Annotated in this window: 14 protein-coding genes; 5 read left to right on the forward strand and 9 right to left on the reverse strand. The window is 61.7% G+C overall.

Annotated features, from left to right (window positions below):
• Nucleotides 1-18 precede the first annotated feature (18 nt).
• The 5 genes from J2857_RS19850 to J2857_RS19870 all read left to right on the forward strand — a co-directional run bounded on the left by J2857_RS19850 (nucleotide 19) and on the right by J2857_RS19870 (nucleotide 3,870).
• The gene (locus J2857_RS19850) at nucleotides 19-894 is read left to right on the forward strand and encodes a branched-chain amino acid ABC transporter permease (protein ID WP_210011836.1); all 876 of its coding nucleotides are present in this window, start codon (nucleotides 19-21) and stop codon (nucleotides 892-894) included.
• A gap of 10 nt (nucleotides 895-904) precedes the next feature.
• Nucleotides 905-1,903 (forward strand): branched-chain amino acid ABC transporter permease, encoded by a 999-nt coding sequence (locus J2857_RS19855; protein WP_210011837.1) that lies wholly within the window; start codon nucleotides 905-907, stop codon nucleotides 1,901-1,903.
• The gene (locus tag J2857_RS19860) at nucleotides 1,900-2,655 is read left to right on the forward strand and encodes an ABC transporter ATP-binding protein (RefSeq protein ID WP_210011838.1); all 756 of its coding nucleotides are present in this window, start codon (nucleotides 1,900-1,902) and stop codon (nucleotides 2,653-2,655) included. The genes J2857_RS19855 and J2857_RS19860 overlap by 4 nt, the downstream gene beginning before the upstream one ends.
• A complete protein-coding gene (locus J2857_RS19865; protein ID WP_210012429.1) occupies nucleotides 2,648-3,352 on the forward strand; it encodes an ABC transporter ATP-binding protein in 705 nt (234 codons plus the stop codon). Before J2857_RS19860 ends, J2857_RS19865 begins: the two co-directional genes overlap by 8 nt.
• 80 nt (nucleotides 3,353-3,432) lie before the next feature.
• A complete protein-coding gene (locus tag J2857_RS19870; RefSeq protein ID WP_210011839.1) occupies nucleotides 3,433-3,870 on the forward strand; it encodes a CoxG family protein in 438 nt (145 codons plus the stop codon).
• Between the two features lie 34 nt (nucleotides 3,871-3,904).
• Here the strand turns inward: J2857_RS19870 and J2857_RS19875 are convergent, their stop codons facing one another.
• The 9 genes from J2857_RS19875 to J2857_RS19915 form a co-directional block, all read right to left on the reverse strand.
• The gene (locus J2857_RS19875; protein WP_210011840.1) at nucleotides 3,905-4,585 is read right to left on the reverse strand and encodes a glutathione S-transferase family protein; all 681 of its coding nucleotides are present in this window, start codon (nucleotides 4,583-4,585) and stop codon (nucleotides 3,905-3,907) included.
• Nucleotides 4,586-4,684: 99 nt separating this feature from the next.
• The gene (locus J2857_RS19880; protein WP_210011841.1) at nucleotides 4,685-6,790 is read right to left on the reverse strand and encodes a molybdopterin cofactor-binding domain-containing protein; all 2,106 of its coding nucleotides are present in this window, start codon (nucleotides 6,788-6,790) and stop codon (nucleotides 4,685-4,687) included.
• The gene (locus tag J2857_RS19885) at nucleotides 6,790-7,269 is read right to left on the reverse strand and encodes a (2Fe-2S)-binding protein (RefSeq protein WP_210011842.1); all 480 of its coding nucleotides are present in this window, start codon (nucleotides 7,267-7,269) and stop codon (nucleotides 6,790-6,792) included. The genes J2857_RS19880 and J2857_RS19885 overlap by 1 nt, the downstream gene beginning before the upstream one ends.
• Before the next feature lie 217 nt (nucleotides 7,270-7,486).
• Nucleotides 7,487-8,461, reverse strand: a complete 975-nt coding sequence (locus J2857_RS19890) for a Bug family tripartite tricarboxylate transporter substrate binding protein (RefSeq protein ID WP_210011843.1) — start codon at nucleotides 8,459-8,461, stop codon at nucleotides 7,487-7,489.
• A 130-nt stretch (nucleotides 8,462-8,591) separates the two neighbouring features.
• A complete protein-coding gene (locus tag J2857_RS19895) occupies nucleotides 8,592-9,215 on the reverse strand; it encodes a nuclear transport factor 2 family protein (RefSeq protein ID WP_210011844.1) in 624 nt (207 codons plus the stop codon).
• Nucleotides 9,216-9,295: 80 nt separating this feature from the next.
• On the reverse strand, nucleotides 9,296-10,801 hold the full coding sequence (locus J2857_RS19900) for a tripartite tricarboxylate transporter permease (protein WP_210011845.1): 1,506 nt from the start codon (nucleotides 10,799-10,801) through the stop codon (nucleotides 9,296-9,298).
• Between the two features lie 18 nt (nucleotides 10,802-10,819).
• Nucleotides 10,820-11,281: a tripartite tricarboxylate transporter TctB family protein gene (locus tag J2857_RS19905; RefSeq protein WP_210011846.1), complete on the reverse strand. Its 462-nt coding sequence runs from the start codon at nucleotides 11,279-11,281 to the stop codon at nucleotides 10,820-10,822.
• Nucleotides 11,282-11,520: 239 nt separating this feature from the next.
• Entirely contained in the window at nucleotides 11,521-12,282 is a 762-nt protein-coding gene (locus J2857_RS19910) for an SDR family NAD(P)-dependent oxidoreductase (protein WP_210011847.1), read from the reverse strand.
• Nucleotides 12,283-12,314: 32 nt separating this feature from the next.
• Nucleotides 12,315-13,088, reverse strand: a complete 774-nt coding sequence (locus J2857_RS19915) for an HpcH/HpaI aldolase family protein (protein ID WP_210011848.1) — start codon at nucleotides 13,086-13,088, stop codon at nucleotides 12,315-12,317.
• Nucleotides 13,089-13,108: the final 20 nt, after the last annotated feature.

Consider the following 13,108-nt stretch of genomic DNA (forward strand, 5'->3'; position numbering starts at 1 on the left):
CCTGGGACGGATGAGGTCATGACTGTCCAATTGATTGCAATGCAGCTGTTTTCGGGTCTTGCGCTCGGCGCGGTCCTGATCATGGTTGCGCTCGGCCTGTCGATCATCTTCGGCATGCTCGGCATCGTGAACTTTGCGCATGGTGCGTTGTTCATGGTGGGAGCCTATGCGGGGCTCTACGTGGCCGGCCTGACGGGGAGCTTCTGGTGGGCTCTCCTGATCGCGCCGGTCATGATCGGCCTGTTCGGCATGCTGATCGAGCGTTTCCTCATCCGTCCACTCTATGGCCGCTCGCCGGATGATCCGCTGCTTCTGACCTTCGGCCTCGGTTACGTGCTGGTCGAGGCGGTGCGCATCCTTTTCGGCACCGACGGCATTCCGTTCTCGACGCCGGCAGCCCTTCGCGGCGTGGTGAACCTCGGTATCGGCTTTTTTCCGCTCTACCGGCTTTTCGTCATCGGCGTGGTTGTCGCCGTCCTGCTGCTGCTGTGGATCGGCCTCGAAAAGACGAAATTCGGCCTGATCGTCAGGGCAGGTTCCGCCGATCCGCTGATCATGCGCGTGCTGGGTGTCGATATCAGCAGATTGTGGCTGGTCGTGTTCGGTATCGGGGTCGGCATCACGGCACTCGGCGGTGTGCTTGCTGCGCCGATGCGCAATGTCAGCCCGGAAATGGGCACGCTCGTGTTGGCCGAAGCCTTCGTGGTGACGGTCATCGGTGGCATGGGCTCGCTTCCCGGGGCCGTCATCGCCGGCCTCATCGTCGGCGTCTCGGTCAGCATGACATCGCTCTTCGCACCGGAAATGGCGACGATCGTCATGTTCGCGCTGATGGCGCTCATTCTACTGGTGCGTCCGAACGGCCTTTATGGCCGCGCCGCACCTGGACTCTAGGGAGACCGCCATGTCCGTCATCAGAAATGCGGAACTTGTCCCGGCGCCCGCCCGCCGTAGCTTCGCGGCACTGTTTTCCAATGTCAGCCGCTGGCGGGTGCCGCTTTCAATCCTGGCGCTCTGCATCCTGCCCTGGGTGCTGCCCTCGCAGGCGCTGGCCGTCAACGTCTTGATCTACGGCCTCGTCGCGGTGGGCTACAACCTGCTCTTCGGTTACACCGGCCTGCTTTCCTTCGGTCATGCGGCCTTCTTCGGGGCCGGAGCCTATGCGACGGGTATCGCGATCGGTGCTTTCGGCGTCCACTGGTTCATCGCGATGCTGATCGGCGTGCTGGTTTCGGGCCTGCTTGCGACGGTCATGGGGATGCTCGCCATCCGCACACGTGGCATCTACTTCTCGATGGTGACGCTCGCGCTGGCACAGCTCGTCTACTATGCGGCGCTGCAAGCCTCCTCCTGGACCGGCGGCGAAAACGGTCTGCGCGGCTTTACGGTCAGTACGCTGCACCTTCCCGGCTTCTCGGTAAATTTCCTCGATCCCCTCGTGAAATATTACGCGATCATGATCGTGGTCGCGGGGGCGCTCTGGTTCGTGTCGAGGGTACTGAATTCGCCTTTCGGCGCAGTGATCGAAGCGATCCGCGAAAACGAGACGCGGGCGCGCGCCTGCGGCTATGATGTCGAGCGAACCAAACTGTTGTCCTTCATCCTTTCAGGCATTCTCTGCGGGCTCGCAGGCACGTTGTCGGCGATGCATCTTTCGATCGTGCCCCTGGATTCGCTCCATTACCATACGTCTGGTCTGATCGTGATGATGACGCTGCTCGGCGGCGCCGGCAGCTTCTTCGGTCCCTTTATCGGCGCCTTGGCGTTTCTTTCGATGGAAGACATCTTCTCGCTCTGGACATCCAACTGGCAGCTCATTGTCGGCGTGATCTTCATCCTCTTTGTCCTCTATCTGCCGAAGGGCATCTGGGGCACCTTGATATCCTGGGGCAAAAGCCGATGAGCGCACCCATCATGAGCGTCACCAATATCGGCAAGCAGTTCGGCGGACTGGTCGCACTCAAGGACGTGACGGCCGATTTCCGGGAAGGCCAGATCACCGCCATCATTGGGCCGAACGGTGCCGGCAAGAGCACGTTCTTCAACATCCTGTCCGGCGCCCTGAAGCCCTCGAGCGGGACACTTAGGTTTCGCGGCGCGGATATGGCGGGCGTGCCACAGCACGACTATGTGCACCGTGGCATCGCCCGCTCCTACCAGATCACCAACATCTTCCCCAACCTTTCCGTCCTTGAGAACGTCCGGGTCGCGGCACAGGCTTTCCGGTCCCGCATGAACATCTGGGCAGATCGCAGTGCCGACAGGGATAGCGAGGACCGGGCCTCGGCAATGCTCGCATCGGTCGGGTTGTCGGCGCGGGCGGCGACACCGGCTAAATTCCTGGCACACGGCCAGCAGCGTGCGCTGGAAATCGCTATCGCCCTCGTGGCTGATCCGGCGCTTCTTCTGCTCGATGAGCCGACTGCCGGGATGGGGCCGGAAGAGACGCGCGAGATGGTCGCTCTGATAGAGAAGCTGGCGGCCCAACGCACGATCCTGCTCGTCGAGCACAAGATGAAGATGATCCTCGGCCTCAGCGACCGCGTGCTCGTACTTCACCATGGCCAGATGCTCGCCGACGGGACACCAAAGGAAATCCAGGCGAACTCTGAAGTCCGCCGCGTCTACCTGGGACAAAATGATGGCTATGCTTGAAATCGAAGGCCTGAACGGCTGGTATGGCGCGAGCCATGTGCTTCACGGAGTATCGTTCGCGGTGGAACCGGGCGAGATCGTCGCGCTCGTCGGCCGCAACGGCGCGGGCAAGACGAGCATCATCCGTTCGATCATGGGGCTCATGCCGCGCACCACCGGCGCCATCCGGTTCGACGGCGAAGACATATCCCGGCTAAAGGCTCACGACCGCTATGTCCGCGGCCTCGCCTATGTTCCGGAAGAACGTCGTATCGTGCGTGGGCTGACGGTGCTGGAAAACCTGCAGCTGGGGCTCGTCGCCGACCGCAAGCGGATCGACGAGGCGGCTGCGATCGACGAGATCGCCCGCAGCTTCCCGCGCTTGAAGGAGCGGTTGCATCAGGAAGGTGTGACGATGTCGGGCGGCGAGCAGCAGATGTTGGCGATAGCCCGCGCCATGATCGCCCGGCCGAAGATGATCCTGCTCGACGAGCCGTCGGAAGGCATCATGCCCGTGCTGGTCGAGGAGATGGGCGCACTGTTCAGGCGGCTGCGGGAGGAGGGCACGACGCTGCTCCTCGTCGAGCAGAATGTCGAATGGGCGCTGAAGCTTGCGGACCGGGCGGTCATCGTCGACCAGGGCGAGATCGTCTATCGCAGCGACGCGGCAACACTTCTGGCGGACAAGGACATTCAGGAGCGATACTGCGCGGTCTGAACCCGCTGTCCGTTGATCCAACATCATCATCATCATCGAACACAGGGCTCGTTGCTCACACGGCGAAGAGCGATATCCTTATGGAAATCACTGGAGAGTACCGGCTGGAAGAGCCACGTGACGACGTGTGGGCGAGGCTCTTCGATCCCGATGTCCTGCGCCGTTGCATTCCGGGGTGCAAGGAACTGACGCAGACGGCCGAGAACAGTTTCGACGCGAAGGTCGTGCTCAAGATAGGCCCGATTTCCGCAACCTTTGCGGCTACTGTCGAGATCTGCGATATCGCGGCCCCGGAGAGTTGCCGCATCATCGGCAAGGGAAACGGCGGCATCGCCGGTTTCGCCAAAGGAGACTGCGTTGTCAGGCTTGCGCAGGATGGTGATGCCACCCTCCTGACCTATAGCGCCGATGCGGACATCGGCGGAAAGATCGCAGCACTGGGCAGCAGATTGGTACAGGCGACATCGAAAAAGCTGGCCGACCAGTTCTTTCTTTCATTCTCGTCGCGCGAAGATTAACGCGGGCTGATGCGGCTTGAAACGGAGATCCCCCTCACTTGAAGTGGGGGTTATCCTCCCGTTCCAGCGCTGCCCTCACGGCCGCCCGCTCGAGCATCTGGTTCTGATGCCTTGTGAAACTCTTCAAGCTGTCCATGGGCAGTCCGTTGCTCCTTCCCCAGCCGTAGAAGACGAGGGCGTAGGGATCCACCACCGTGTACCGGTCGCCCATGATCCACTCGTTGCCGGCGATCAGTCCGTCTATCTCCTGCATGCTCTCCCAATAGGAAGACGCCGCCTTGCTGCGAACGTCGTCATAAGTTTCTTTTCTTTCGACGAATCTGTAAGGCCTGAACTTCGCTCTCTGGAAGATATGAGGTGTATTCGAGAACCAGGCCATCTGGGAGATGCAGAGCGTCTGGCCGAGGGTGTCGGCCGGGAACAGGCCGGCGTCCGGGTTGGTCAAGGCGACGAACGTCAATATGGCGGTGTTCTCGGTGATCACCCTGCCATCCGGCGCGATGAGTGCCGGCACTCTGCCACGAGGATTGATTGCGAGGTATTCCGGAGTGAGGTGCTGGTTTTCCGAGAGCAGCGTCTTCACCGGCCTAAACGGCTTGCCGGTTTCCTCCAGGGCGATGTGCGATGCCAGCGCACAGGATCCGGGACTGTAAAACAATGTCAATTCGCCTGTCGGGTTCGATACTCCGCCAGGAGCTACAGATTGATCCGTCATTCTCAACTATCCTTCTCATTCGGCGCGAGCAGAAGCTCTCCCGGAAGCGCGATCCAAAAGTCGATGCCCCATCCGAACTCGGCCGTGCCTGCCGTCTCGTCATGCCATCAGGGCCTTCATGATCCGATCGCGGGTCATCGGCATATCGTGGATGCGCGTACCCAGCGCATGGGCGACCGCATTGCCGATGGCGGCGGCCGTTGGACCACCTGCGCATTCACCGACGCCGAGCGGCGGGTATTCGCCGGCCTCGACAAGCTCGACGCGAATCTCTGGTATTTCCGAAAAGCGGATGACCGGATAGCTTTCCCAGTCGAGTGTCGCGATACCCTGCGGGCCGAAGCGGACCTCCTCGATCAGCGTCCAGCTGATGGCCTGGACGATATTGCCTTCGATCTGGTTGAGAATTCCGTCGGGATTGATGGCGAGCCCGGCATCGACGGCGCACCAGACATCCGTGACCCGCACTGCCTCGTCCACCTCGACGGCAGCGACGACCGCCGCATAGGCCGAAGAATTCTTGTACCGGGCCAGGCCGATACCCAGCCCGCTTCCGGCGCCTCCGGCCTCACGGGATGACCAGTTCGCCATCGCCGCCGCTTTCTCGAGGACGCGCCGGGCGCGAGGGTCGGAAAGGATGGCCAGCCGGTATGCAACCGGATCTTCGCCGATGCGCCCGGCCAGATCATCGAGAAGGCCTTCGATGGCGAAGACGTTCAATGTCGCGCCCAGGCCACGCAGTGACGAGGTCCGTACCGGCACGTCGTGGATCAGATGCAACTCGATCCGCTTCGGGCCAATGTCGTAAAGGGGAATGCCGTTGCGGGCAGCTCCGCCGCCGCGTTCAAGCGGAATGTCGAAGGGCTTGCGGTCAGGTGGCGGCGTCTTCATGGCGTGGGCGGCAAGCAGGCTGGCGCCGCCGACACCGGGCCGCTGGCCATGGGTGGCACTCCAGATTTCCGTGGTCCAGTCGATGGGCCGGCCGGCCCCGTCCAGTCCCGCATGGACGGTGACGGCCATGGCCGAGGAGAGGGGCTCGTAACCGAATTCCTCTTCGCGCCGCCACATGAGGCGGATCGGCTGGTCGGGCAATGCGAGTGCCACGAGGGCAGCGTCCAGGGCGGCGTCGTCGGCACCGTTGTGGCCATAACAGCCGGCTCCCTGGACATGATGGCAGGCAACCGCGTCGAGAGAAAGTCCGACCGTCCTTGCGATATTCTCCCGCAGCGGGTGCATGCCTTGTGCATGGGACCAGACGGTAAGGACACCGTCGCGGTAGAGCGCGATCGCGCAGGAGGGCGCAATGGAGCCGTGCGAAAGGAACGGGCGAGTGAAGCGCGCGCAGATACGATCCGTCGCCAACTCCGGCGGAGGATCGCCCATGAGACGATCGTCCGAGGGCTGGGAAGCGATCCAGTCTGGCGTCGCCTGTTCGGGTGAGAGACTGAGGGCATTATCCCAGACGGCGCATTCTGTTGCAGCGACGGCGGCAGCGCGGACCGCGGTCTCGTCGGTACCGACGAATGCCACGAAATTGTTGAGGCGAACGATGCGAACACCGCCTCCCGCTCTGCGCTGGATGATCTTCTCATCCAGTTGTAGAAGCGCCGCGCCCGGCCCGGGCTGGCGCAAAGTCCGCGCGTGGAGCATTCGCGGAAGCACCATGTCCTGAATGAAGCCGGCCCCGGTGAGTTTTGTGGGCAAGTCGAGCCGTGGGACAGATCTGCCGACGAGGCGGTGAGCGCTTTGGGGTTTTGGCGCAGCCGCGCCCGTAGCCTCGGCGGAAAGGTCGAGTTCTCCAGCAATGCTCCAATAGTCGATGCCGCTCGGCGAACCGTTTTTCAAGAAAGCGCCATCCGCGACGGTCAACTCGTCGGGTGCGGCGTTCAAACGCAGCGCTGCCCGCGCCAAGGCAAGTGCACGGACTTCCGCCGCCACGAGCCGGATCGCGGCACCGGAATGCTCGATGGACCAGCTAGAAGCGGTATAACCTTCGCCTGGGCCCTCGACGCTGTTGCCGGACATCATCCGCACCTGGTCAATCCGAAGATCCAGTTCCTCCGCCGCGATCTGTGCAAGTGCCGTCAGCACGCCCTGGCCGAGTTCCACCTTGCCGGTGCCGATCCGCACCGTGTGGTCGTCCTGAAAGCGGAGCCAGCGGTCGAGCCGCGGATTGTCCTTGAGACTGAAGGTAAGCGCGGTCATCAGGCCATCTTCCCACGCATGTCGGCCGCCGCCTTGAGCACAGCGCGCAAAATGCGGGGGTGCGAACCGCAGCGGCAGAGATTTGCGTCGAGTGCTGCGGCGATTTCGGCCCGTGTCGGGTCGGGATTGCGATCGAGGAAAGCCTTGGCCACGATGAGAATGCCCGACAGGCAATAACCGCATTGTCCCGCCTGCTCGTCGAGGAATGCCTGCTGCAGCGGATGCAATGCCTCCGCGGACCGCAAGCCTTCAACCGTCGTGATGGTGCGGCCGGAAAGCGTGCCGATCTCCCGGCTGCAGGAATAGGCGGCAACGCCGTCGATCAGGACCATGCAGGCGCCGCATTGCTCCAAGCCACAGCCGTACCGGCTGCCTTTCAGCCCCAGGTGATTGCGCAGCACGTCCAGCAGCGGCGCTGTCGAAGGCACGTCCAGCTCATGCACATGCCCATTGACAGTCAGAGTGTGGCATTCGTTCATCCAGTTCAATCCATCCTTGTAGCAGTATCTCCAAGTCCCACCGAACGCTTGGAAGATGTCATCCCTTCATCCACCAGTCTCGCTGCGATCCAACTCGTCGGGGCGGTGATCCGCCGGTCGACTCTTATGCCCCGCCAAACGGGCTCCAAAGGGCGTCGCGGCCAAGTGATTGCGGCCGCGGCCCCCATAAGACCTATTGAACCTGCGACCGAGCAGCTCAGGTCGGCTCGACAAGCCCAGCCTTGACCAGCGGCTCGATCGAGCGGATCTCGCGTTCGATCGAGCCAGCCATTTCGTCGGGCGAGTTGACGACGGGTGTCAGTCCGAGCGATGCAAATTTCTTCTGTGCTGCCGGCGTATCGCTCCACTCCTTGATGGCGGTATGAATCTTGGCGACGATCTCCTTGGGCATCCCCTTCGGGCCGACAGCACCGAACCAGAGGGTTTGCTCGTAGCCGTTGAGACCCTGTTCTGCGACGGTCTGCACCTCGGGCAGTTCCGGAATTCGCTTGGCCGAGGTCACCGCAAGCCCGCGGATTTTTCCCTCGCGGATATGGGGAAGATAGTTGGACGGCGCGTCGAGCGCGAAGTGGATGTGTCCGCCCAGCAGGTCGGCCAGCAGCGGCGGCGAGCCCTTGTAGGGGATATGGTTGATTTGTACGCCGGCCATCTGGCCTATGATGGCAGCGGCGATGTGCCCCTTGGTCCCCGCGCCGGGATTTCCGATATTCACCTTCCCAGGGTTTGCCCTTGCATAGGCTATAAGTTCCTGGACCGATTTCGCGGGGGCCGAAGCGCTCGCGCTGAGCAGCGCCGGGCTTTCAGCGACAATCGAGATCGGCGTGAAGTCCACCTGCGGATCGTATGCAAGGTTCTTTTGCACCACCTTGTTGGCCGCAATTGGCGCACTGCCGCTGATCATGATCGTGTAGCCGTCGGGCGCTGCGCGCGCGAGCCTGCCGCCGGCCAAGGCCCCAGCTGCGCCAGCGTGGTTTTCGATGACGAATTGCTGGCCGTATTTGGCCGTCAAGGCGTCGGCGACCAGCCGGGCAATAATGTCACTGGTGCCACCCGGGGGATAGGCCGAGATCACCACGACCGGTTTGCTCGGCCAACTGTCGGCTAGCGCAATTCCCCTGGACGCCAGCATGGCGGCTGTCCCGCCCAATACGATAAATTCCCGCCTGTTCATTATACGTCTCCTCCCACCCGTTGAATCGGGTTCCATAGGCGCAACACTATCGTGCCGCATTGTGTCCGCGAACCTCTGACTGAGACCATTCCGCTGCTTGGAATGGTCCGTTCAATCGCAAGGCCGGCCATCAGTCCTTGCCGGCAAGCCAGCGCTCCTCGCCTTCGTGAAAAGCGCTGAGTTGGTCCGGCTGGTCGTCGCCCAGCAGATCGGATCTTACCGCCACCCCGCGCGTGTGCTGGATATAAGCCAGGAACTTGTAGGAAGGCCGCATCGTCGACAGGACGGTCCAGTCGATAGGAAGTGCCTCCGACGGGTTGACGGGCTTGACGATGTCCCTCTCGAACAGGACCTCGAAGGTGAGGAGCTTCCAGGCGCCGCCCTCCCGCACGGCGCGGGAGAAGAACCGGCAGAAGACGTGAAGGTCGATTTCGACGCCGTCAGGCCTCGCACGGTTGAAGATCATCGCCGGGCTTTCCACCGTTGCCCGGTCCCTCGTCACTTGTGCGAAGGCGGGAAAGACCCAGTGTTTGCTGTTGCCGGTCGCCTTCATCCACTCGCGCGTAGCGTCCACATAGGCCTGACCGCCGCGTCCCTCGTACCAGCTTGTTCGGACATAGGCTTCGCGGTGGAAGCATGCGCTCATCACGTCAAAACGGCGCTGGTCACGTGCAAAGCGTTCGCGGCGCACGAGATCGAAGAGTTCTTCGCGGTCTAGAAGGGCCTTTAGGCGCGTGCCGTCGTCCAGTTGCATAAGGATTTCCTCAAAGTGGTGCATATATGGATCCGTGCCTGGTTCCGCCGGCAGGATGTGGGCGTCCGACGCGGTGCCGATCAGTCGACTTCCTGCAGCCCTTCCTCGCGCACTTTGCGAAAGCGCGGCGACACGATCGAGAGGAGTAGCAGGGCGGCGACCACCAGTGTTCCAAGACTAAGGGGGCTGGTGAAGAAGACGCTTGCATCTCCGTGGGAGATCAGCAGCGTCCGGCGCAGATATTCTTCCGCCATGGGACCAAGGATCATGGCCAGGATGAGCGGCGCAGGCTCTGCTCCCATCCGCTTGAAGAAATATCCGAGCACGCCGAACAGCGCCATCATGTACACGTCGAAAACGCTGTTGTTGATGCTGTAGACGCCGATTGCCATGAACACGCAGATCATCGGGAACAGGAAATGGTACGGCACCGAAATCAGCTTGGCCCACATGCCCACGAGCGGCAGGTTCAGGAAGAGCAACATCAGGTTGCCAATCCACATCGAGACGACCAGGCCCCAGAACAGGGCAGGCTGCTGGGACAGGATTTCCGGCCCGGGCTGGACACCCTGCACGACCAGCGCTCCAATCATCAGGGCCATGGTCGCGGTTCCCGGCAGGCCGAGCGTCAGCATCGGTATGAAGCAGGTTTGCGCAGCGGCGTTGTTCGCGGCCTCCGGTGCCGCTACCCCCTCGATCGCACCCTTGCCGAATTCCTCGGGGCGCTTCGATATCTTCTTCTCCAGAGCATATGCCGAGAAGGACGCGAGCAGGACGCCCGCGCCGGGCAATACGCCCAGCAGGACCCCGATGCCGGTGCCGCGCAGGATCGGCGCAGTCATCCGACGCCAGTCCTCGGCCGTCGGGAACAGGCTGCTGACAGGCGCGACCCCGACCACCCGTAGACGCTCGTTTTCGAGGTTGATAAGGACGTCACCCAGGCCGAATATGCCCGTGGCGACGACGACGAAGTCCAGACCGTCGAGCAGGTAGGGCGAGCCGAACGTATATCGCGCGGCCCCTGTATTGATGTCGGTTCCGATCATCCCGAGGATGATGCCGAACAGCGCCATGCCGAAGGCTGTCAGCAGCGATCCGCTGGTCAGCACCATGGACGTGATGAGGCCGAGCATGATCAGCGAGAAATATTCCGCAGGCCCGAAGGTGAGGGCAAGGCTTGCCAGCAGTGGCGCCGCTATCACGATGAAAAGCGTTCCCACCGTGCCGGCGAAGAAGCTGCCGATTGCGGCCGCAGCCAGCGCGCGACCGGCCTTGCCCTGTTTTGCCATCTGGTGCCCGTCGAGCGTGGTGACGACGGATGATGCCTCTCCTGGAAGGTTCATCAGAATCGCAGTCGTTGAGCCTCCGTATTGCGATCCGTAGAAGATGCCCGCCAGCATGATCAGCGCTGTATCGACCGGCAGCCCGAACGTGAACGGCAAGAGTATGGAAATGGTCGCGATCGGTCCGAGGCCGGGCAGGACACCGACCGCGGTGCCTAGAAGCACCCCCGCAAAACAATAGGCGAAATTGGACAGCGTCGTTGCCGTCGAAAACCCCAGGAGAAGTCCGTCGAAAATGTCCATGTCAATCCTGCAAAACGGTTAGAAACCGAGAACTCGCAGCCAGCTCCCCACCATGGGGATGGGCAGGCCGAGGAGTTCGATGAAGATGACGGAGCAGAGCGCAGCAAAGGCGAGAGACCCTGCGACGGCCTTCCATCCGATGTGGAATTTGATGCTCGTCGCCGCGCTTAAGATCGTCAGCAGGAGAATGGCCAGCGGCAACCCGAGTGTCTCGACCGCCAGCCCGAAAATCACGACCGCACCGGGGATCAACAAGAGCGGCTTCCATCGAATGGCGGGCAGTATTTCCGGTTGGACCAACTGCGCGCGAAAGAGGACGAGGAGGCCCGTCAACACCAGCAAACTCGAAATGATGACGGGAAAGTATCCGGGTCCCATCCGACCTGAAGTGCCGAATGGATAACTCATCGCAATTGAAACGGACACGACACCGAAAACAACGAAAAAGAGTCCCAGTAGAACATCTTGGCTCAGCTTCATCCGAGGCTCCCATTCTCAAATTTGTTCATGCAACCTGCGATTATGCGTGCTGGTTTGTCTGTTCTACAGCCGAACCAATACCTTTCACCGCGTCGCAGTCATTCACAATACAAAGCCGGCTCACGCTGGCAATGTCACAGGCAATCTGTTTCGCCAGACGATCGGCCGGTGATGCGGAAGCAGCGAGAAGGCCGCGACCGAGGTCGCCGCCGCCTCTCAGATATCCGCGGCTTCACCGGCTAGAGATGGCGACCTTCGTCGACCGGTATGACGATCCCTGTCGAACTCGTGAGGTTGACGATGCAGGCTGTCACGGCCCGCGCGACATCGTCGGGAGCGGTGATTCTGGCGAGAGGAAGTCGTTCTGCGACTTTTTGCAGCTGATCCCGGGTACGGTGAGGAACGAAATCCGTATCCACCCCGGCGGGCGAAACGGAGAAAACCCGAACTTTGGGCGCCAGCACCTTGGCCAGCGCAATTGTGAGCGCATCCAATCCGCCCTTCGCCGCAATATAGGCCAAGCTGCTTCCCACACCGGTTCGGGCCGCAATGGAGGAGATATTGACGACGGCCGCGTTATCGCCTCGCTCCAGCATCGGGCGGAATGCACGAACCATCGCGAAGGGGCCTCTGAGATTTATTGCTACCGCGCGATCGAATATCTCGTCGGTCAGCGCGTCGAGGTCGCTTGCCGCGACTGGGGTTGTCGCACCCCCGCAGTTGACCAGGGCATCGAGACCACCGAATTTTTCACCGAATTCGACGGCTGCCTCGGTAACGGATGCCGGATCATCGATCGAGATGCGCATGGCGCAGTGGCCGCTGCCGTGAAGGCTTTTGACGACGTCATCCGCCATCTCCCGGCGGCTGTTGTAGCCGACCACGACGGTCGTGCCCATCCTGGCGAGCCGCGCCGCGACCGCGCGCCCGATACCGCTGTTCCCACCGGTGACGAGCGCAACTTTTGGAACTGCCAGTTCCGGAACTTCGATCAGTGGCATTTTTCCTCCCGAAAATCTTGCCGATAATAAATTCAGGCCGAGTATTCCTTGAGGGCGGCGGCGGCGGCCGATCGGATGAAGCCATGATCGCTCGACACCAACATCGCACTCGCGCCGAGTTCGGCCGCAAAATTGAAGTCGGCCTTGCTGGTCGGCAACATCATGAGCGGAATATCGGCCTCCCCTGCCGCCGCCGCGATCCGCCTGCTTGTTTCCGCCACCTTGGCGCCGGCCTGCGGATCGCCTCGGTATGCTGCCGTCAGATCTCCCCGACCGATGAATAAAGCGTCTATACCATCTACCCTGGCGATATCGCCCGTCCGGTCAACGGCTTCGAAATCTTCGATCATGGCGATGCAGGCGACCCGGCTGTCCTGCAGCGACATATGATCTACCGCGCCAATACTTCCCCAATTGCTGGCGCGTGTCAGTCCGGCAAAACCTCGGCTGCCTCCCGTATACCGGCAGCTGCGTGCAATGGCCTGCGCCTTTTCGACCGTGCTTACATGCGGGACCATGATCCCCATCGCGCCCGAATCGAGCGCCGACAAGATGTTTGCTTCGCTGAATTCGGCGATGCGCACGACTGGCGCGATATTCGATGCACGCGCGGCAAAGATCATCAGGTCGGTTATGTCGCGCCCGAGCGCGGCATGCTCCTGGTCGATGACCACGAAATCGTAGCCGATCGCTCCCAATATCTCGACCACCTGCGTCGTGGGAAGCTTGAGAAATGTGCCGAACATCCGTTGGCGCGTCAGCAGTCGTTCACGGAATGCGGTAAAATCGGGACGCTGTTGTGTCATCTGGCCACCTTTCGATACCG

The sequence above is a fragment of the Neorhizobium galegae genome (assembly GCF_017877055.1).
Lineage (GTDB): Bacteria > Pseudomonadota > Alphaproteobacteria > Rhizobiales > Rhizobiaceae > Neorhizobium > Neorhizobium galegae_D.